The 21188-nt window shown below is 40.3% G+C and carries 22 protein-coding genes; 12 read left to right on the forward strand and 10 right to left on the reverse strand.

Annotation, left to right across the window (positions count from 1 at the left end):
* Positions 1-144 precede the first annotated feature (144 nt).
* The 3 genes from desA (at position 145) to J7E37_RS10290 (ending at position 3240) form a co-directional block, all read left to right on the forward strand.
* On the forward strand, positions 145-1179 hold the full coding sequence (desA, locus tag J7E37_RS10280; protein ID WP_215023810.1) for a Delta(5) desaturase DesA: 1035 nt from the start codon (positions 145-147) through the stop codon (positions 1177-1179).
* Positions 1180-1504: 325 nt separating this feature from the next.
* The gene (locus J7E37_RS10285; RefSeq protein WP_215023812.1) at positions 1505-2644 is read left to right on the forward strand and encodes a sensor histidine kinase; all 1140 of its coding nucleotides are present in this window, start codon (positions 1505-1507) and stop codon (positions 2642-2644) included.
* Positions 2641-3240 (forward strand): response regulator transcription factor, encoded by a 600-nt coding sequence (locus tag J7E37_RS10290; RefSeq protein ID WP_214779190.1) that lies wholly within the window; start codon positions 2641-2643, stop codon positions 3238-3240. The genes J7E37_RS10285 and J7E37_RS10290 overlap by 4 nt, the downstream gene beginning before the upstream one ends.
* Positions 3241-3531: 291 nt before the next feature.
* Here the strand turns inward: J7E37_RS10290 and J7E37_RS10295 are convergent, their stop codons facing one another.
* Together J7E37_RS10295 and J7E37_RS10300 are read right to left on the reverse strand one after the other, a co-directional pair.
* Positions 3532-3906, reverse strand: coding sequence for a nucleotide excision repair endonuclease (locus J7E37_RS10295; RefSeq protein ID WP_023614140.1), 375 nt, complete (start codon positions 3904-3906; stop codon positions 3532-3534).
* Between the two features lie 151 nt (positions 3907-4057).
* The gene (locus J7E37_RS10300; protein ID WP_215023814.1) at positions 4058-5734 is read right to left on the reverse strand and encodes a M4 family metallopeptidase; all 1677 of its coding nucleotides are present in this window, start codon (positions 5732-5734) and stop codon (positions 4058-4060) included.
* A gap of 397 nt (positions 5735-6131) precedes the next feature.
* On the opposite strand from J7E37_RS10300, the gene J7E37_RS10305 reads away from it, so the two are divergent.
* Positions 6132-7706, forward strand: a complete 1575-nt coding sequence (locus tag J7E37_RS10305) for a DEAD/DEAH box helicase (protein ID WP_215023816.1) — start codon at positions 6132-6134, stop codon at positions 7704-7706.
* An 83-nt stretch (positions 7707-7789) separates the two neighbouring features.
* Here J7E37_RS10305 and J7E37_RS10310 read toward each other — a convergent pair whose 3' ends face one another.
* Positions 7790-7909: a DUF4023 domain-containing protein gene (locus J7E37_RS10310; protein ID WP_041965366.1), complete on the reverse strand. Its 120-nt coding sequence runs from the start codon at positions 7907-7909 to the stop codon at positions 7790-7792.
* A gap of 126 nt (positions 7910-8035) precedes the next feature.
* On the opposite strand from J7E37_RS10310, the gene J7E37_RS10315 reads away from it, so the two are divergent.
* The gene (locus tag J7E37_RS10315) at positions 8036-8593 is read left to right on the forward strand and encodes a GNAT family N-acetyltransferase (RefSeq protein ID WP_214779183.1); all 558 of its coding nucleotides are present in this window, start codon (positions 8036-8038) and stop codon (positions 8591-8593) included.
* Positions 8594-8609: 16 nt separating this feature from the next.
* Here the strand turns inward: J7E37_RS10315 and J7E37_RS10320 are convergent, their stop codons facing one another.
* Positions 8610-9149, reverse strand: coding sequence for a histidine phosphatase family protein (locus J7E37_RS10320; protein WP_214779181.1), 540 nt, complete (start codon positions 9147-9149; stop codon positions 8610-8612).
* A gap of 121 nt (positions 9150-9270) precedes the next feature.
* On the opposite strand from J7E37_RS10320, the gene J7E37_RS10325 reads away from it, so the two are divergent.
* The 3 genes from J7E37_RS10325 (at position 9271) to J7E37_RS10335 (ending at position 12468) form a co-directional block, all read left to right on the forward strand.
* Positions 9271-9432: a hypothetical protein gene (locus tag J7E37_RS10325; protein WP_214779180.1), complete on the forward strand. Its 162-nt coding sequence runs from the start codon at positions 9271-9273 to the stop codon at positions 9430-9432.
* 143 nt (positions 9433-9575) lie between these two features.
* Complete coding sequence (locus J7E37_RS10330; RefSeq protein WP_215023818.1) at positions 9576-10589, forward strand: LacI family DNA-binding transcriptional regulator; 1014 nt, start codon at positions 9576-9578, stop codon at positions 10587-10589.
* A 196-nt stretch (positions 10590-10785) separates the two neighbouring features.
* Positions 10786-12468, forward strand: a complete 1683-nt coding sequence (locus tag J7E37_RS10335) for a glycoside hydrolase family 13 protein (protein ID WP_215023820.1) — start codon at positions 10786-10788, stop codon at positions 12466-12468.
* 118 nt (positions 12469-12586) lie between these two features.
* On the opposite strand, the gene J7E37_RS10340 is transcribed toward J7E37_RS10335, so the two are convergent.
* A complete protein-coding gene (locus J7E37_RS10340) occupies positions 12587-13057 on the reverse strand; it encodes a DUF2062 domain-containing protein (protein ID WP_215023822.1) in 471 nt (156 codons plus the stop codon).
* Positions 13058-13315: 258 nt separating this feature from the next.
* Here J7E37_RS10340 and pssA point away from each other — a divergent pair, with 258 nt between their 5' ends.
* On the forward strand, positions 13316-14011 hold the full coding sequence (gene pssA / locus J7E37_RS10345) for a CDP-diacylglycerol--serine O-phosphatidyltransferase (protein WP_192471565.1): 696 nt from the start codon (positions 13316-13318) through the stop codon (positions 14009-14011).
* Positions 14012-14062: 51 nt separating this feature from the next.
* Here the strand turns inward: pssA and J7E37_RS10350 are convergent, their stop codons facing one another.
* Together J7E37_RS10350 and pduL are read right to left on the reverse strand one after the other, a co-directional pair.
* Positions 14063-14257 (reverse strand): CsbD family protein, encoded by a 195-nt coding sequence (locus tag J7E37_RS10350; protein ID WP_102262928.1) that lies wholly within the window; start codon positions 14255-14257, stop codon positions 14063-14065.
* 219 nt (positions 14258-14476) lie between these two features.
* On the reverse strand, positions 14477-15040 hold the full coding sequence (pduL, locus tag J7E37_RS10355) for a phosphate propanoyltransferase (protein ID WP_214779171.1): 564 nt from the start codon (positions 15038-15040) through the stop codon (positions 14477-14479).
* A 298-nt stretch (positions 15041-15338) separates the two neighbouring features.
* Between pduL and J7E37_RS10360 the strand changes: the two genes are divergently transcribed.
* Entirely contained in the window at positions 15339-16385 is a 1047-nt protein-coding gene (locus tag J7E37_RS10360) for a P-loop NTPase family protein (RefSeq protein WP_215023824.1), read from the forward strand.
* Positions 16386-16716: 331 nt separating this feature from the next.
* Positions 16717-17394 (forward strand): hypothetical protein, encoded by a 678-nt coding sequence (locus tag J7E37_RS10365; RefSeq protein ID WP_215023826.1) that lies wholly within the window; start codon positions 16717-16719, stop codon positions 17392-17394.
* A gap of 47 nt (positions 17395-17441) precedes the next feature.
* Here the strand turns inward: J7E37_RS10365 and J7E37_RS10370 are convergent, their stop codons facing one another.
* Entirely contained in the window at positions 17442-17930 is a 489-nt protein-coding gene (locus J7E37_RS10370; RefSeq protein ID WP_214779165.1) for a hypothetical protein, read from the reverse strand.
* Complete coding sequence (locus J7E37_RS10375; protein WP_215023828.1) at positions 17923-19464, reverse strand: GGDEF domain-containing protein; 1542 nt, start codon at positions 19462-19464, stop codon at positions 17923-17925. Before J7E37_RS10375 ends, J7E37_RS10370 begins: the two co-directional genes overlap by 8 nt.
* A gap of 185 nt (positions 19465-19649) precedes the next feature.
* On the opposite strand from J7E37_RS10375, the gene J7E37_RS10380 reads away from it, so the two are divergent.
* A complete protein-coding gene (locus tag J7E37_RS10380) occupies positions 19650-20663 on the forward strand; it encodes a DUF3231 family protein (RefSeq protein ID WP_214779161.1) in 1014 nt (337 codons plus the stop codon).
* A gap of 110 nt (positions 20664-20773) precedes the next feature.
* Here the strand turns inward: J7E37_RS10380 and J7E37_RS10385 are convergent, their stop codons facing one another.
* Positions 20774-21139 carry a hypothetical protein gene (locus J7E37_RS10385; RefSeq protein ID WP_214779159.1) on the reverse strand — a complete coding sequence of 122 codons (366 nt, stop codon included), beginning with the start codon at positions 21137-21139 and terminating at the stop codon, positions 20774-20776.
* Positions 21140-21188 lie beyond the last annotated feature (49 nt).

Consider the following 21188-nt stretch of genomic DNA (forward strand, 5'->3'; position numbering starts at 1 on the left):
TGATATATCAAGGTTTTAAGGGGGAAATATATCGAAACATGACATTTGTCATATATCATATATGACACCTGCTACTGCACAGGATCATTTCCCTTAATTATAATTTGGTTAACTAACAAATCCGAAAGGGGAATTTATATCAAGATGGCAACTCACAATGCAAAAGAACTTAGAAAACAGGTCGCCCCTTATGAAAGCTCAAACACTAAAGATAGTATCATTCAAATAATCAATACGGTTGTTCCATTTTTGGTTTTATGGTTTCTGGCCTATCAAAGCCTTGAGATTTCGTATTTATTAACACTTGGAATTGCAGTTTTTGCTGCTGGTTTCATGATCAGGATCTTTATCATCTTCCATGACTGTACTCACCACTCATTCTTCAAAAACCGTACAGCCAATAAAGTGGTAGGTACGCTGACTGGCGTTTTGACTTTGTTCCCTTATAGCCAGTGGGGGCATGAGCATGCTGTCCACCACGCAACAAGCAGCAACTTGGACAAGCGTGGGACAGGAGACATATGGGTACTTACAGTTGATGAATACATGGCTGCCCCGATGTGGCAGAAGATTGCATACAGATTATACCGCAATCCACTTGTAATGTTTGTAGTGGGTCCGATTTATATTGTTTTAATCACGAACCGTTTCAACAGGAAAGGTGCGAGAATGAAAGAGCGCCTGAACACATATTTAACGAATGTGTTGATTTTTGGAATTTCTGGTCTTATGATCTGGGCAATTGGCTGGAAAGCTTTCATCATGGTAGAAGGTCCAATTTTCTTCATAGCAGGAATGTTCGGAATCTGGCTCTTCTATGTACAGCATACATTTGAAGATTCTTATTTCGAAGCTGATAAGGATTGGGAATACGTGAGGGCTGCGGTAGAAGGAAGCTCGTATTATCAGCTTCCAAAAGTACTCCAGTGGATTACTGGCAACATCGGCTATCACCACGTTCACCATTTAAGCCCGAGGGTACCAAACTATAAGCTTGAAGAGGTCCATAATAATACCAAGCCTTTGCAAAATGTGCCGACAATAACACTTTCCACAAGCTTGACTTCACTGAAATTCCGCTTATGGGATGAACGGAAAAAGCAGTTTATCAGCTTCAGGGAAATGAAAGCATATAAACAAAACAGCAAATTGGCTCCTCAGTCTAAGCCTGAACTATAAACTAAACTCCCCTTAATCAGGACGTATTCTTTCCTGGAATAAGGGGAGTAATTTTTTATGAGCAGACAAAATTTTCTTGTGTTAAGGCTCTTTTCAAACTTTGTTGCTATTGACTACAAAATAAGATTGAATGGCCCATGTTTCTTGGCAAAATTAAAGCTAATTATGAGAAAGAGCTTGCACACTTAATTCTGAACGACAAATCGGCTTTTTATCACGTTAAAATCGGCTTTAGGATTTTAACAACAATCTATAGGAAAACAGTCTTTCGTAAAACAGCCTATGTTAAAATAAATGCAGTTATGAGTAAAGCTGAGGTTCTGATATGATCAAAAAGTTTTTCAATTCACTTAGAAGCACTGGGATTTCGCCTTACATTTGGACCATCCTTGGAATATTGCCTTTTTATTTCATATGGCAGCTGCCAACAACGATTGGCAAAGTGGTCGGCATCATCCTGACTCTTATGTTTTTTCTTGTATACTGGGTGGCCTTTGTCTCGAAAGGCTGGACGGTATATCTATGGACTTGCATTTTAATAGGTATTTCCATAGCGTCAACAAGTTTGTTCAGTTACGTATATTTCGCTTTTTTCATCGCCTATTTTATTGGGAATATCAAAGATCGGCTGCCCTTCCTTGTACTGTATTTCATCCATCTTGTGGGGACATCGATTGTCATTAACTTTGAAATTGTCCTTAAGGAGGAGTTCTTCATAAGGCAGCTTCCGATTATCGTGATTGTTTGGATCGGTGTCATACTCCTTCCGTTCAGTATCCATAACAGAAATGAACGAGGAGAGCTAGAAGAGAAGCTCGAGGATGCGAACAAGCGGATTTCTGAGCTGGTCAAAATAGAGGAGCGACAGAGGATTGCCCGTGATTTACATGATACCCTCGGTCAAAAACTATCACTGATAGGACTCAAAAGTGATTTAGCACGAAAATTAATCAATAAAGATCAGGAATTGGCAAAAGAAGAATTGAAGGATGTCCAGCAGACGGCGAGAACCGCACTGAATGAAGTAAGAAAAATGGTTGCCGAAATGAGGGGAATCCGGGTCCGTGACGAATTGGTACATGTCAACCAAATGTTAAAAGCTGCTGAGATCAAGTTTATCGGGGATGAAAAGGAATTCAATCTCAACAACGTATCCTTGCTGTCAGAAAATATCCTGAGCATGTGTTTAAAAGAAGCAGTTACCAACGTAGTAAAGCATAGTAAAGCATCAGCCTGCAGCATCTCGATAAAGCAAACAGAGAAGGAGCTGATTGCAGAAGTAAGCGATAATGGGGTCGGGAATATAACTGATGAGGACCTATATAAAGGCAGTGGACTTCATGGCATGAGAGAACGTCTTGAATTCGTGAATGGCACCCTCGATATATTCTCTAAGGACGGTACAACACTCTTGATTAAGATACCGAAAGTATTAAGACAAACTGGCAGGGAGGACCTGATATGATTCGGATAGTCATTGCAGAGGATCAGCGTATGCTGCTGGGGGCATTAGGCTCCCTGTTGAGTCTTGAGGATGATATGGAAGTCGTGGGAAAGGCGAGCAATGGAGAGGAAGCAGTAGCGCTGGCAAAAGAGCTTAGCCCAGACGTCTGCGTCATGGATATTGAAATGCCTGGAAAAACTGGACTTGAAGCAGCGGAAGAATTGAAAGCGCTTGGTTGCAAGGTGATCATCCTGACTACGTTTGCACGTTCAGGATATTTCCAGCGAGCCTTAAAAGCAGGGGTGAGCGGATATTTGCTGAAGGATAGTCCGTCAGAAGAGCTTGCAAGCTCTATACGCAGCGTGATGGGCGGGAGACGCGTATATGCCCCTGAACTCATGGACGATGTATACAGCGAAGAAAATCCATTGACTGAACGTGAAATGGAAGTGCTTGAGCTTGTTGCAGATGGAAAAAATACGAAGGAAATCGCGGGACAGTTGAGTATAACGACCGGCACAGTAAGAAATTATATCTCAACGATCCTGGATAAGCTTCAAGTAACCAACAGGATTGAAGCAATCACCCAGTCAAAGGAAAAAGGGTGGTTTAAGTAATGAAAAGAGCCTGAAATCAGGCTCTTCTTATTTATACCTTGATTTTCGTATAGCTATAACAATTCATAAGCGGAGAATTTCCTGTTATTAATATAGAAGACGCTTATGAAGGAGAAATAAGCGGAGAAATTCCGGTTAACTGATATAAAATTGAAAAAATCCAACGATCTGAATTAAATAAACGGAAAAACTCCCCTTATTTTAAAAAAATCAGGGGAGTTTCCAATTTAAGCGGAATTTTTCCGTTTATTCTTCAAGTACTATGAAATGAAAAATCGGTTATAACAATGCCTATTTATAAAACACCTTATCAATATTGTACTTGGCTTTAAGTACGTTGATTGCATAGGTTTCATAGATTTCTCTGTCTATAGGATCTACCACAGTAATGACAGCAATCTTGTTGACTTCATGACGATGGTTTTTAATAGGGGAGACATTATCCTCGAAATGTTTTTTTACGCGTGGTCTAAGCTTACGCGCTTTCCCTACGAACATCAATTCATCATCTGCGTCGAAAAACATGATGATTCCGCCTTTATCCCTTGGGATCCGGTGGTAATCCGTAAAACCATATTCACTGCTAATGACAGCTTCTACCTTTTCTCCTAATTGCTTGCTTCGTGTAATGACTACGTCTGGTGCTGGCAGTTCAATCTTAATCACTTATAATCACTTCCTATTCTTCAATTAGTAAATCGTACCACAGGCAAAAGTGAAAATCCACATATTATTATTTTACCCAAACAGAAAGAGCCTGACCCAAAAAGCGGCAGGAAAAACCGCTTAGGGCAGGCTCGGTTACAATTTCTTTTGTTTATTCAGTTATCCCGACACCATCAAGTCCAGCCTGAGTTGCTTCATATTCAGGGCTATTCGGTCCATACAAGTCATCTGCGGATTGCAGCAGTGCGTTTCGAGCATCGCTGAAGTTAGAATCAGGAGTTAAATAAACAGTCAGTGCCCGGTAATAAATTTTTCCAAGCTTCTGCTTGCCAATTTGTTCACCAGTTATATAGGCTGCATGATTGATGATGGAAGAGTTGATGTGCACTCCGCCATTGTCGAGATTCAGTGGAAGGTCATAAAACTCATCCATATGCTTTGGATACATTCCTTCACCATTTCCATAAGGCACATAAGCACTGCCAACAGGGAACCTGCTTGGATCACTCAAGCTTCTTAAAGCATCACGTCCACCTTGGACAGCACTTTCTCCCATAATATCTTCACCAAGCTCCCAATCATCCTCATCAATCAGAGCACCGAAAATATCAGAAAATGCTTCATTCAATGCGCCGGACTGGAAACGGTACTTAAGATTAGCAGAAGTGTTCGTTACCCCGTGTGTCATTTCGTGGGCAGCTACATCCAGGCCAGCTGAAAGGGAAATCATGAATTCGCCATCCCCGTCACCATAAGTCATCTGAGAGCCATTCCAGAATGCGTTATTGTACTTGTCCCCGTAATGGACAGTCGAGACGATAGCCATACCTTTACCATCAATGGAATTTCGTCCATGTTCGTTCAGGAAGTAGTGGTATACCTTTTCTGAGTTATAATGTGCATCGACACCTGCCCGTTCATAGTTACTTGTCCAGGCTGCATCCCTAGAGGCGAAGAGATCTCCTGGAAGCCTGGCTGTGCTAGAGCGCCATTGATTTTTAAAATCATACGTGAAAATACCTTGGGCATTCTCGAGGGAACTATCATAAAGGTAGAAGGTGGAGCCTTGATTTGAGCCTGCTTCGTTTTGATGGGAAATATTCAGGACGCGATGGTCCCCTTTCACTCCCAGTCCGGACCCTTTAGAAGAAGAATACTCTCCGGCGTGCATCAAAGCGTTATACTGATCCACTACATTACCGGTTTTAGCATCTACATAAACAAACCAGTTTCCGGGATGCTCACCCAGGAAATTCACATTTACTTTATAAGCTAAATATTCCGTATCATTATAAGGATAAATAACTAAGTCGGTTTTCGGTTGAGTTTCGAGCTGGTCAGGTGCGGAAACAGTGTGCTTAGCCAGTTCCAGGGCATTCTCAGCTGAAATTTCAGGCTGGGTGCTGATCTCTTTGTCTGCAACCTCATTGTTATATTGTCCATTTACCGATTTGACAGACCCATCTTGATTATAGTGGACAACCATCTCTGCACCTTCTACAGGAACTCCGTTAATCGTCTGCTGCAGCCTTACATGCTTCATTCCCAATTGATCCTTTTCCTCACCTTTAACCCTCAGGCTTTGACCGGGATTTTTCAGTTTTAACAGTTCTTTATTTTCTTCAACATACTCTACTGCCCCTGATTTTGATACCTTATCAGCTTTCATGAATATAGAAGGGTTTGGCTGTTTTTCAGATAGTCCATTCTGTAAAATAGTACTTGAAACATGATCAGGTTGGACCGCTTTAACGGTTGAACCAACCAATGGACTAACCATTAAAGCTGTTGATAAAAGCATCGGGATTACTAATTTTTTCTTCTCCATTCTTAACACTCCAGTTCACGAAAAATTCCCCGCCATTGTCAAAATAGTACTATTATCATTCAGTATGTATGTGGGAGGGTAGAGTTAGTTTAATTGAGAAAAGTATAAAAGTTAATAGAAAAGTATGTTGATTCCGAAAATTGAACACAAAGGAGTGTGAGGATATTTTATTTCGCGTGACGAAAGAAGTGGTTTTTATTAAGTTGCAGTTCTTCCTTCCTAATAATGGTATAATGTTTTTTCCTCTCCTATTTACACTGTGGCCAGAACTTCGGTTTGGCGAAAAAACATAAAGCGAAATATCAAAGAGCAATACTTGATATTTTCCTTCGCAAAAAGCAATAATGAGAAGGATGGTTGGTCCAACCCAGCCTATTAAAGAAAGCAGGGATTGAATTTGAATCAATTTAAATCTTTAGGTATTTCAGAACTACTTGCAGAAACACTCAGCCAACAGGGGATTACCGAGCCTACGACAATCCAGGAAAAAGCAATACCATTATTGCTTGATGGCAAGGATGTCATTGCACAATCCCAGACGGGTACTGGCAAAACCTATGCTTTTGTGCTGCCGATCCTGGAGAAAATCAATATCGAGAAACCAAATATACAGGCATTGATTGTTACCCCAACTAGAGAGCTTGCATTGCAAATTACCAATGAAATAAAAAAACTGATTGAGGGATTTGAAGGTATAAATGTTCTTGCTGTATATGGAGGTCAGGATGTCGAATCACAGCTTAAAAAGCTGAAGAAAAACATTCATATTGTTATCGGGACTCCCGGAAGGTTGCTTGACCATATACGCAGAGAAACGGTTGATTTTTCAAATGCAGCTTTTCTCGTACTGGATGAAGCGGATCAAATGCTGCACATTGGTTTCCTGAATGAGGTTGAAGAAATCATCAAACAAACTCCCAAAACAAGGCAAACCTTACTATTTTCAGCGACAATGCCAGATGAAATTAAAAGGCTTGCTAAACAACATATGTACAAGCCAGAATATATCCAGGTCGAGAAAACCCAGGCCCCGCTGGAAAACATCAAACAAATTGCCATTAGTACAACAGACAGGGCAAAACAAAATGATTTAATTGAGTCACTGAGATTATATCAGCCATTTTTAGGAGTCATTTTTTGCAGGACAAAAAGAAGGGTCAGCAAGTTGAATGACGTATTGAAAGCCAATCATTTTAATTGTGATGAGCTGCATGGTGACCTCTCCCAGGCAAAAAGGGAACAGGTGATGAAAAGATTCCGTGAAGCAAAGATCCAGTATCTGATCGCTACTGATGTAGCCGCAAGAGGGCTTGATGTAGAAGGTGTTACGCATGTTTTTAATTATGACATCCCGCTGGATACTGAAAGTTATATCCATCGGATCGGCCGTACTGGCAGGGCAGGCAGTGAAGGGCTTGCTCTAACGTTTTATTCGCCTAAAGATAGACCTCAGTTGGATCAAATTGAAACAGAGCTCAATATAAGAATTGAAAAGAAAAACATGGGGAACGCCAAAACAGGTGAATCCAAAAATGGTGATTACAGTGCCGGCAACAAAAGCAAACAAAGGTCTGGTGATTACAAGGGGAAGAATACCCGATCGAGAAGGCGGGAAGATAAAAAACCTGAAAGGGATCAGCGGGGTGAAAAAATAAATAAAGAGACAGTTACCCGGAGGCGGACAGACGATAGACGTGAAGTTCGTTACGGCGGCAAGGGCCTTAGGGATAGGGAACAGCCGCCATCAAGGAGTGAACGAAGAAACTCTATTGAAGGACATCAATCAAATCCTCCTCGTTCAGGTGGAAGAAGAGTGGAAAAAGCTTCAACGCGTGCAGGTAATGAAACAGCAACAAGAAGTAGTGGTGAAAGACCGACTCGCGAAATACAAGGCAGAGAGAGACGGAACTCCAGCTCTCCTGGAGGACGAACAGCCAAAAGAGGCGGTTCAAGCAGCCGCAGGAGCAGGTAGAAGACACAAAAAGAGACCGGATTTTGCGGTCTCTTTTTGTAACCAAGTTCTTTGTCGGAGGCGGGCACGTCTCCGCTTTTTAATTAATGCTGTTTATTTGGCAGCTTGTCACTAGGATTTTCTTTTCCCTGCCGCTTTCTATTCTGTTCGTCTTTCCTCTGTTTATCGTGCAGCTTTTGAACAAATTCGTGGGTATTCTCCATTGGTGTACCTCCTGTTATAAATGGCTCGTCGTTACTTTTTCCATTACTTAATCAAATCATTCATGAAATAGTATGCCGATAGGGTATTATAAGAGTTATAAATGAAGATGTTCAGGAGTGACAGTCTTGCAAATAAAAGATATTTATCGAAATCTCCCGCAGCTTGAAACGGAGCGCCTGTTATTAAGGAAAATTGGATATGAGGATATTGATGATATACATACTTATGCTTCCAACCCTGAGGTATCAAAATATGTTTTCTGGGGGGCACATGAAACAAGAGCGGCGACTGAGGAATACGTAAAGATGCTCCTTGCGCTGTATGAAGAGGGGAAAATTGCTCCCTGGGGCATTCATTTTAAAGAGGACAACAAACTGATTGGCACAGTCGATTTTGTTTCCTGGCAGCCGCAGCATAGGACTGCAGAAATCGGTTACGCACTTTCCGTTGACTATTGGGGAAGAGGAATTGCTACAGAGGCTGCTAAAGAACTCATCAGGTTTGGAATGAAAGAAATGGATCTGGTCAGGATTCAGGCGAAAAGCCTTGTAGCAAATATTGGTTCTGAGCGTGTAATGGAAAAGGCCGGAATGAAATTCGAAGGCATCTTAAGAAAGTTCATTTATCTTAAAGGTGCGCATTATGATGTCAAGATGTACTCAATCATAAAAGAAGACGCTTAAATTTGAGCGTCTTCAACTAATGTTTGTTTGTAAAAGTGTATACTTTAGCATTTTCGGGCCTTTTGAATTTGGGGCCTGAAAAACCTCTTTTCAATAACTCCTTCCTCATGAACATCATGATTCCCCCGTGGCCAACAATTAAAATATCTTGATCGTGAGCGATCACTTCATCCAAAACCCTGTTAATCCTCGTTATAACTTCTTTTTTACTCTCCTGCTGTGATTTGTGTCCCAAATACCAGGCAATCCGGATTAAAGCTACATGAAGCCAGAGTGGCAGGCGAAATTCGGTTTTGATGACCGGGTAAAGAGACATCTCCCGCAGGTCCTCCAAAAACATGATATCTCCATTAAACGCTCTGGTTGCAGTAATTTTCGCTCTTTCTAGATCACTTGAATAGCATTTTACCCATTTATGCTCATGATGATCAATTTCAACTTCCTCAATTCGGGACTGATTATACTCCTGCTGCCAAACAAGAAGCTCCTGGGAGGTGACAAGTTTATTTGGATACCCTAAACTCACTTTAAAATGGCGTAACAATCCTATTTTCATCATTATCATCCTAATCAATATAGTATTGTTACTAATTCACCAAATGATCCCAAAATCCTTCTTGAATTATCTGTGTTAGTTCGAGCGAAATGAGGAACTTTAAAAGCAGGAGGTGTCTACATTGCCAAGAGGAAAAGAGCTTGAACAGCTGCCAATGGCTAACACTTTGCCAGGTATGGGGGAAGATCGCAGTAAGTTTGACCGAGATGTATTAACCGGTATTACTACTGATGTAAGACCAATGCCGGCAAAAGTAAAGGAAGAAAATCAACAGAAAAACTAAAGTGAACTTGAAGGCTTTGTCCTTCAAGTTTTTTATATTAGGTCAATCTATGAACTTTTTACCCAATTGGCTTGATATTCACCGAAAAGGGTAATATTATAAAAATGGAAACGTAAACGTTTACGTAAAGGGTTTGATTGTTTATGAGTTATACAATAAAAGACGTAGCAAAACTTGCAAATGTCTCGATTGCGACCGTATCAAGGGTTCTTAATGGGCAGAGCGGCTTTTCAAAAGCGACTGAAGAAAAAGTTCTTAACGCCATTAAAGAGCTTGGATATCAGCCAAATGCATTTGCCCGTAGTTTAATCAGTAAAAAATCCAATACTGTAGGAATTTTATTTCCTGAAGTTTCGAGCCAATTTTCCTCAAAAATCCTTCGCGGTGTGGAAGAAGCATCCCACCATCATGGTTCAAGTGTCATTGTATGCAATACGGCATCACATGGACAGAGAACGATGAAGTATTTACAGCTTTTAACCGAGAAAAGAGTGGATGGTGTCCTGTTTGTCAGTGAAATGATTACGGAGGAGTATTATAACACTCTTGAATCAATGCAAATACCAGTCGTCCTGGTCTCGACTGAATCTTATCAATATCCTTTGCCTTTCGTAAAGGTTGATGATAAGCACGCAGCTTTCACTGCTACTGATTATCTAGTGAAAATGGGGCATAGTAAAATCGGGATGCTCAGCGGGAATAAAGAGGATATCATAGCCGGCCAGCCGCGCATAGATGGTTATAAGCAAGCGTTAGCGCTAAGAGGCCATGACATAACCGATAAAAATATAATCCATTCACAAGGATTTTCGTTTAAAGATGGTTTTGCTGGATTGCCAAAGCTCCTTGAGCAGTCCCCCGATTTGACTGCTGTTTTTGCAGCCAGTGACGCGTTGGCCCTTGGTGCTATATCTTCTGCATATAAACTTGGAGTTAAAATACCAGACGATCTTTCTATTATTGGCTACGATAACTTGCCGATTGCGGAAATGGCGATACCACCGCTTACAACCGTAGCTCAGCCTTTGGAAGAAATGGGAATGGTTGCGGCAGAAATGCTTTTTACAATCATGGAGCAAGGAAAAAGGGTTGAGAGCAGAATAATGCCTCACTCAGTAGTTGAGCGAGAAAGTGTTAAGAAAATTATATTTACCTGATACGTAAACGTTTACCAAGGCTAGTACTCTGCATTAATTGTTGCTTTTAAAACTCATCCTATCTTCTCCATACTTCTAGTTCTCATTGAGACTCTAATGAAGCGTGTCAAGAATAGAGGGATAAAATAATAATCGTCATAGCAACTAAGTTTACGAAAAGTGCCTATATAAAAGAAACTAATTGGGAGTGATTTTCTTGAAAAAGCATTGGTGGAAGGAATCAGTCATTTATCAAATTTACCCTAGAAGCTTTATGGATTCCAATGGTGATGGTATTGGAGATATCCCTGGGATTATATCAAAACTTGACTATTTAAAAGATTTAGGAGCAGATGTGATCTGGCTTTCACCAGTATACAAGTCTCCTAATGATGATAACGGATATGATATCAGTGATTATCGTGAAATCATGGATGACTTTGGAACGATGGCAGACTGGGAGCTTTTATTAAAAGAGATGCATAACAGAGATATGAAGCTCATCATGGACCTGGTCGTTAACCATAGTTCTGATGAACACCAATGGTTTGTTGAATCCAGAAAATCGAAAGATAATCCTTATCGGGATTATTATATTTGGAGACCTGGTAAAGATGGCAAGGAACCAAATAACTGGCAATCTACCTTCAGCGGTTCTGCCTGGCAGTACGATGAAAACACTGAAGAGTATTACTTACATATCTTTAGTAAAAAGCAGCCTGATTTGAACTGGGAAAACCCAAAGCTTCGCCAGGAAGTCTATGATATGATGAAATTCTGGCTGGACAAAGGAATTGATGGATTCAGGATGGATGTTATCAATTTCTTATCAAAAGTAGATGGCCTTCCTGATGCGCCAAATCCTCATGGGAAAAAATATGTGTCTGGAAGCAGACACTTTATGAACGGACCGAAAATACATGACTACCTTCAGGAAATGCACAGAGAGGCTCTTGCGGATTATGATGTGATGACTGTTGGTGAAATGCCTGGTGTCAATGTCGAGCAAGCCAAGCTTTACACCGATGAATCCAGGAACGAAGTGAATATGGTATTCCAATTCGAGCACGTGGACCTGGATTCTGGCCCGGGCGGGAAATGGGACCTTAAGCCGCTTAAGCTTACTGACTTAAAGAATAACTTCACAAAATGGCAAACAGGTCTCGAGGAACTCGGGTGGAACAGCCTTTATCTGAACAATCATGACCAGCCACGAATGGTATCGAGGTTCGGGGATGACCAGCAATACCGAATTGAATCCGCTAAGATGCTGGCTACATTCCTCCATATGCTGAAAGGAACGCCATACGTTTATCAAGGTGAAGAGATCGGGATGACCAACGTCCGTTTTGATTCTATCGATGATTATAAAGATATAGAAACACTTAATATGTATAATGAAAAAGTAAAACAAAATGGGGAAAATCCAGCGAAAGTCATGGAGTCCATCTATGTAAAAGGACGAGACAATGCACGTACTCCTTTCCAGTGGGATGATAGCGAACATGGAGGATTTACAGCAGGCACCCCGTGGATACAGGTTAATCCAAACTATAAAGAGATTAATGCGAGGCAGGCAGTTGCTGATGAAAATTCCATCTACCACTATTATCGGAAGCTAATCCAGCTAAGGAAAGAGCATCCGATTATTGTCCATGGCAGATACGATATCCTGGTTCCTGAGGATGAGAGTATTTATGTTTATACAAGAACACTCGAGACTAAAAAATTGCTTGTTCTATTGAACTTTACTGATGAGGAGCAAGGCTTTGCAGTTCCTGATGAGCTGCATGGAAAGAAAAATGAAATCCTGATCTCAAATTACGGAGCAGACGAAGAGTACGGTTCTGTAATAACATTAAGGCCCTATGAAGCAATCGTATATCTGATCGAGGATTAATAATGAAAAAAGGCTGCCAATTTGCAGCCTTTTTAATTCGTTCTATTCCCCGACGATTGAATGGATCGAAGTCGTGCAAAATCAAGGAATGGAAAAAAGTAATGTTCTTTTCCATTCCTTATTTTTTTATATCCCATTTCTTTACTAAAGCAAGGAAGTTTGAACGATACTTTCTCATGATTGTATAAATGATATAGTAAACGAACATCCCGAAAAGAATAATGTTAATGATCATGCCAATAAAAAAGACGGCCCCTAAATGGATTCCGGCATCTAAACCATGAGAAGGCATACCCGATGCAGAGGGGAAGATCCCATAAGGAAACAGGGTCTCACCAACAACCACATTCAAATAAAATAAAAATGGGAAAAGCCATATGAGTGCGACACCGCTAATGAAACCAGCTAACGGATTTCCTTTAAAGAGTTTGGCACCAACGGTCGAAAGAATAGGGCCCATTCCGAATGATGGGATAAAGTGGATTAAAAACCCCAGGGTAAATCCCAAAGACACATTATGTGCGTTCTCTTTGATTCTGAATAATTTTATAAGAAGGAATTTAAATCTGCGCAAGTTTTTTTTGATCATAATTCACCAGCCCCAAATTAGTATACAATTTGATGAATCATTTTAATAGCCTTTTTGACATATTTATTCCAAAGCGTTACGATATGCGATTTCAGGAGAGGAATTTTCTTGCTAACCTCTATCCAAAAGGAGAAAAAATGATATAGTTAAACTATATTTTCGGCGATTCTCTAATAAAATAAACATGATTATTAGGTGGCTGGGGTAAAAATAGGCATAAGCAAAATATGAAAAAGGTTCGGAGAGTGATGACAACTGATGCGGTTTACAAAAATGATCCCCAATATGTTTACACTTGGGAATCTGTATTGTGGTTTTCTGTCAATCGGATTCGCGGCAAATGGCCAATTTAACAATGCTGCCATATTAATTTTAATCGGCATGATGCTGGACAGCATGGACGGAAGACTGGCGAGGATGCTAAAAGCGGACAGCCAGCTCGGCAAGGAACTAGATTCACTTGCGGATATTGTTACATTCGGCGTAGCACCGTCTTTCCTGGTTTACTATACATACTTCTATCAATTTGGACTGTGGGGCTTGTTGGTAGCAGGGCTTTTCCCTTTATTCGGTGCTTATCGCCTGGCAAGGTTCAATATCAGTACAGATAAATCATCTCTTAATTACTTTATTGGTGTTCCAATAACTGCAGCGGGCGGAATCATGGCGATTCTTACTTTATTTGGAGACTTGATCCCCAATATCGTCACTACTGTCGTCTTTACGGCATTGAGCTTCCTGATGGTGAGCAGAATAAGGATTCCAAGCTTTAAAGAAGTACCGCTCCCTAAATATGGAACAATCGTGACGATTTTCCTTGGTTCTTTGCTGTTCGTCATCTGGAAAGGGACCTACAGCCAATTCCCATACTTAATATATATTGCAACACCATTATATGTTGCGTATTTGGCCTATCGTTTCGTGAAAGGGAAAAACAAAAATAATATTGATTAGCACACAAAAAAGCCTTTGCTTTCAAGCAAAGGCTTTTTTTATCGGGTGTTATTAATCTCTTGACGAGTCGTTAAATGCGCGGGATACATCTTCTTTCATATCTCCAGCGGTTTCTTTTAGTTTTCCTTTTCCTTTATCAAGGCGGCCTTCTGCTTCCATCGATTCATTGTCTGTAAGCTTTCCGAATTGCTTTTTAGCTTCACCTTTAACCTGGTCAAAAGCGCCTTTTGTTTGTTTGTCATTCATGATTATGGCCTCCTTATGTGAGTATATTCATTTATACCCTGAACCAATCAACGCAAACTTTTAAGGGTGATGAGAGGCGGCGCAAATCTAAATAACTGAATAATCTATCCATCATCAAGAGAATGGCGGACAGAAAAATGAATGGATAGAAAAACCATGTCCTTCATGACGAAATAGACCCTTATAGTTCAACATACTTCGCAGGGGGGTGGGCCGCGATTATTTAACTATTTCAACGTGGTCCCCCGTTCGCAAACCAGCTGCGTTCGCTTCATCTGTATCAATGTGCATATCGAGAGCGTAGGAATCTTTTACCCTTATCAGAACTTGATTGAAGATTAAGCTTCTTTCTCCTTCACATTTAACACTTACATACTCTCCATCTTTGACATTAAACTTGGCAGCGTCTCCAGTTGTCATATGTATATGCCGTTCCGCTATAATGACGCCCTCCTGTATTTCCAGTTCTCCTTTTGGCCCGACAAGTTTAATTCCCGGAGTTCCTTCTATATTCCCTGAAGCCCTTAATGGTGCTTTTACACCAAGTGAATAAGAGTCAGTTCTTGAAATTTCCAGCTGGGTGAACTTTCTTAGAGGACCAAGTATCCTGACCTCTGGAAATTGTCCTTTTGGACCAAGGACTCTAACTGTTTCATTGGCTGCAAATTCCCCCGGCTGTGAAAGCTCTTTGGCTGTTGTGAGCTGATATCCTTCTCCAAAAAGCTGATCTAAATCCTCTCTTTTCAAATGAATATGCCGATTTGATACACCGACTGGAATCATGCGATCTCTCCTTTTAACTTTTGTCTGTTTTCGCTCTTTTCGTAAACTTTGTTGCTTTTACACCTTATCATCGCATCTTCGATTGGTAAGCATCATCGAAAAGAGTTCGACAGCAATGCGGTTAACTGTATTTATGCGAAAAGCAAGAAACGATGCGAAAACAGCTTTGATTTAGATAGTTTACCCTCCGTTCTGCAATAAACACTCTTTTCAAAGAAATATCAATTACTTTATGGAGTAATCGAAATCGCTTTTTAAAGTAAAATAAATTACTATTTAAAGTAAGGAGGTGGAATAAATGGAGAATATTAGACTGAACGTAGCGTTACTTAGAAAAAAGGTGCCAAACTTGACGTCAGCAGCTAAGTCCGTTGGCCTTAGACCAGCAACCGTTTCGAATTTATCTACCGGTAAAATACCAGTCGGCAGGGCAGAGGTACGGACAATAGTCGCTCTTGCAGAACTTGCTGGCTGCAGCTTGGATGAACTGATTTTAAGGGGGGAGAGTGTGGAAATGATTGAAACCGGCATAAAAACATTGGATTTATTTGCGCCAATATCAAAAGGGGGAACTGTTGGGCTCGTTGCAAGGCCAGGGATGGGGCAATTAGTGGTACTTGCAGAGATGTTATACCGGTTGAAACGAGAACGGTATGTGACTATCCTCATTAAACCAGCAGGGGATCATCCGGAGCTAGCCGATGTTCTGGAAGACGTTGATTATGTTACAAGCAATATTGAAGAGACACTTAAGATCATGCTAAGAGAAGGAATAGAAAAAGATTACGCACTTACAGCCGACAGATCTTATGTCATATCAGGCGAGATGTTCACTTTGCAGGAAACCTTCGATGACAAAGGAGTCAGCAGCGTAACAACTTTCCTGATAGATTTAAAGGGTGAGGCTGTCGATGAAGACCTTCCGTATGGCCCGCTTGATACTTTGTGGCAATTTGATGCGGACCTTGCAGCGCGCCATAAATACCCTGCTATCAACCCAATCTATTCGACTTCCTCCATCTTAGAAGGGTCCTATTTAGACCCTGTACATCATAGCATTCAACAAAGAGCTCAAAAGCTTTTACGCAGGTATAGAGAATTGCGTTCGATTGTCAATGTCCATGGTATTGGACGCCTGCCAGCCTCAGAGTCGCAAATTTATCAGCAGGGGGAGAAATTGGAAGCCTATCTGACTCAGCCATTCTTTGTAGCCGAAGCTTTTACTGGCAAGAAGGGAGAGGATGTGAAGCTCCACGAAACCTTGAATGATGTTAAAAGAATACTTGATAACCCTTCGAGTATAGCAAACGCAGAAACACTTAATTTTATTGGGAATTTAAAGTGATATGTTATCCGAGTCAGATGATTGGGCATTTTCACTCTATTTTCTTTTTGAATAATCCATTCTGAATCAGTCCAACCTTAAAAGAGATATTCAATCACGGAAGGTGGACGGTTTTATATGAAAAGGAACAAAAAACATTATTTGCCGTTTTTCGTCCTCCTTTTCATCCACTCTTCTTTATTGATCTATACTTTTTATAAGAGGAGAGACCGCAAGCTGCTGTTCATTACTCTTTTATCTGGTATGGGTCTTTGTTTTATTTTTTGAATACTTTATTTTAAGTCAATTTAAAGCTTATCGCTACAAGCCAAAGTTGTTCAAGAATAAGGATTTGGATAATTTTTTTGGTGCGATTATGTCCCAGGCTGTATTTGTTCCCTTTACCGCTATTTTCCTTACAGCTTTTAAAGTTGGGTGGAAGGGCAAATTACTATTTGCTATATTTTTCGGACTGGTCGAGAAGCTTTTCTTGTTTATGGGGGTCCATAAAAATAATTGGTGGAAGACAAAATATACGATGACCCTGATTCCGATTTTCTTTTACATCATTGATTTTTGGTATCAACAGCTTAGGCTTGGGACACCTATTTTCCATTTCAGCTCGCTATTCCTTGGCGTACTGGTCAATGGACTGAACCTGATGTATTCTTTGTCGATATTCAGGAAATTCAGGTTTGGTCTGGAAAAATGGCATAGCTGGGAAGAACATTTTAAAATAGCACCAATCTATTCGTTTATTTTATCTGCGGCAACAACATTGATCATTAAGGATAACAGCGGCTGGAAAGGGGTATTCCGATCTTTTGGCTTTACACAGATTATGGATATGCTGGTTTTGAAAACAGGGATCGCGAAACAAAATTTCCGACATATTGTTATTAATAATGCAATCCACTTTTCGATGATTTTGTGGGCTGTTTTATTAAAAAGGTGGATATATAAAGATGTGGCAAATCAAATAACGAGGAAATTAAAAGAGCCGGCATATAATGTTCAGGACCCCAAATAGTTAGTTTTTAACTTTGGAGTTTATCACAAAATGCTGGCTCTTTATAGCTAGTAGCGGCCCACCTGAAGCTGCTTGTAAACTTCTTCGCGCACTTCCTGCAATGTGTCACGATGGAGCAGCTTGCTGGTGCTTATTCTTAAATATGTTTGTTCATCAATGATGCCTTCCTGCTGCAATTTATCTAGATGTGGCAAACGAAAGTTGCCAATTGGCAAATAGGCAATATACAACTTCGTCCCATGTTGCTTTAATGAGATTTTGATTCCTTTTAAAAGAGGAAAAAAATAAGATGAATAATCTTGTTCAATAACCAAATCTTCCTTCAGCGCATCCTTGATATATGGCAATGTAGTGGGCATTGAGATAAAGTAGATCATTTGATCATAGGAATAATGCAGGTCTGAAACCTTGAATCCATAATGTGCGGTTACCCGTTTGGAATAATATTTCTGCGATAGGTTGTACAATGGCCTGCTAGTCAAAGCGGAAACCAAGAAAAAGAATAGGGATGCCAGAATCAATGCCAGTTCAATCAATGCTCACGAACTCCTTAAAAGAAATCACTTTATTTTTGCCTGCATTTTTAGCTTTGTAAAGGGCCTGGTCGGCGGCTTCAATTAAATCATTTTTACTTTTAATTGCAGAATGATCTGTACAGGCAGTTCCAACACTAACAGTTAAAGTCCCATTGGGCTGAGTTTTTTCCCCGGGGAAAATTGTCTTTTCAACGTTAAAACGAATTGTTTCAGCAATTATTTCAGCATGTTTCAAATTGGTTTCGGAAAGAAGGACAACAAATTCTTCCCCGCCAAAACGGAAGGAAAAATCTCCTGGTCTTAATGAATCCACGATCACCCTCGCCAGCTTTATCAAAACTTCATTTCCAAGCAGGTGACCATTTTTATCATTAAAAACTTTAAAGAAGTCGATATCCAACATGATTAGCGAGAGGGGTGCTGCCACTTTTCCTTCAAACGGAAAGTGTTCATTAAGGATTGTCTGGAATGCCCGCTGGTTAAGAAGACCGGTCAACCCGTCACGCAAAGCCATTTCCTCGATCTGCTCATAGAGATTGGCATGATCAAGTGCAATAGCCGCCTGGTTAGCCAGAGGGAGGATATTTTCTGTATTCATCAATGTAATAGGTCTCCTATTTACAATATTATCAATAAGAAGGATACCAATATTCTTTCCCTGGTTAATCAGCGGAATCACTGCAAACTCCTCAGTTTGGAACAAGTCAAAAATTAAAACCTGTGATGAGTCCTCTTTCTGAATACCCTTGACTATAACTGGTTTTTGGCTTGATAGCGCTAATCCGAAGACATTATGATCATCGATAGGGATCTCCAGTGAACGCAAAAGAGCATTCAATTCCGGATCGGTAAAATTGCTGTCAAAATTGTGCTCAATTAAATCGCTGAGTTTCAGCCTGTCTTCCGTAATCTTTTCCCAAACTTCATAGCCTTTCTTCACATCCATAGGGCCAACACCCACGATTCCTTTCAGCGACCTGGCCTCATTGGAAGCAAGGAAAATCATCGCTCTGTTAAAGCCAAGCCCGTGACCGGCGGTAACAGATGTCAGGATTACTTTTAAAAGTAAATCCTGCTGCAGGGTGCGCTGCATCGTCGTACTTACTTCTCGAAAGACTTGTAAATGCTTTGATTGTTCCATAAGCATATTGAGCCAGCGATGGTGATCTCTTTTCTTATTCAGTAAATATTGTGAGATATAGCCAGCACTCGTACCGATTAGCAGATATACCGGCAGAAGAACCAAAGCAACTTCTTCTGTTTGTATATAAACAAGAAGCATGCTGAAAATGGCTGCTAAAATACCACCGATTAATTTAAAGGAATAACCCGCTGTCGCGATAAATAATATGATACTCCAATTTAAATGATTACTTCCATAAAGATAAACAGAAAGCTCAATAAAGATCAATGATGAGACAGTGAAGATCAATTGATTCAGAAAAGCGCTTACATGTAATCTGATTAAATTAGCTGTCAGTGATATGCTAACAGCTGCAATGATTAATATAATAATAGCATCCAGCTTGCTCACTCCTAATTTGAATCCTATATCCATTCTACTATTTTTTTGAAAAATTGATAGGCTGTTTTATCTGTGGCTTGAACAAAATCAATCATGCTATTGATTATGAAAGGGGACAAGTTCAAATAGAGACTAAATAAAATTTGGCCGGTTATGGAAAGATAAATATATCATCAGTATATTGAGGTGTATAGATGGAGGACAAGACAAAAATCCGGCTGACTTCGGCAGAAATGTCCAGTTTGTGGACGCAATATCTAAACGATAAAGTCTCAGTTTGTGTATTAAGCTATTTTATGAACAGCGTAGACGACAAAAAGGTTAAAGAAATCGTTGAGATTGCTATCGGTGCATCACAAAAAAACATCTCTCTTATGAAAGAGATTTTTGATCGAGAAGAATTTCCGTACCCTTTGGGTTTTACTGAGAAAGATGTTAATGTACGTGCACCGCGGCTTTTCTCCGATACATTTGTAATGATGTATTTGAGGCATATGACGATACTCGGAATGGCGGCAAATAGTGCAGCAATTGGCCTTGGGACTCGCCCAGACGTGATTTCCCTGCATAAAAGCGTTTTGAAATCTGCGGTCGGGCTGCAAGATTTGACAAGAGAGTTAATGCTGGAACAAGGGACTTATATCAGGCCACCTTTTATTTCTGTGCCTGATAAGGTTGACTTTGTAGAGAAACAAAAATTCCTATCCGGAATCAAAAGCAGGAGACGTGCACTCACCTCAGTTGAAATCACTCATTTATTTATGAATATACAAACAAACCAAATAGGAAAAGCGTTAATCATGGGATTTTTACAAGTGGCGCAGGACAAAGGGGTCAAGGCATATTTGCAGAGAGGGAAGAAAATTTCTCAAAAACATGTCGACTTGTTTAGTGACATCCTCAAGAACAATGATATTCCAGCGCCAATGTCTTGGGATACTGCTGTGACAGACAGTACAACTCAGGTTTTTTCAGATAAGCTTATCTTATTTCATATTACAGCTATGATTGCCGCAGGGATTGGGAACTATGGAGCCGCCATGGCTGCAAGTCCTCGGAAGGATATAGGGATGAAATATGCTTCGCTGATTCCTGAGATAGCCCTGTATGCGGAGGATGGGGCAAATATCATGATCCAAAATTCTTGGCTGGAGGAACCTCCAATGGCTGACGATCGGGACCAGCTGTCCGGATTGACTTCAAAATAAGAGGATGTCCCTTAATGGCACGGGGACATCCTCTTATTTTATGCGATTTATACACAGTTAGTTTTATCTATCTGTTCAGGATAGGTAAACATTTCGGCCAGAGGCGGATATTATTTTGCATTTTGCAAATCAGGAAATTTGACCGGCGTATTTACCGATGAACTATCCCGATATGAACGGTAAGCGATAACAGTGTGATTATGTGAATGCACATCAAGCTGTAAAATTTTTTCGTTTTTTAGCTCTAGATAGTATCTCATGTCACCCTGGATGAGTTCGTAAAATGATATTGAAACCCCTATATATTCTTTCCTTACAACTTTTGCATCAGGATGGTTCCTGACGTAATCAGCTATTTGCTGGACAGATGCGGAAGATGTACCCGTAATGGAATATAGGGTTTCCTTGGCGTGGCCAAATGCGTGATTGAATGTTGTTTTTGCTTTATTTAGCAAATGGTTAAAAGATAGATTCAATTTCATTCCTCCAACTAAGCATTTTTTCAGATGTTAGTTAATATACCCG

It is taken from the genome of Bacillus sp. ISL-39, assembly GCF_018613295.1.
In the GTDB taxonomy this organism is placed as follows: Bacteria; Bacillota; Bacilli; order Bacillales; family Cytobacillaceae; genus Mesobacillus.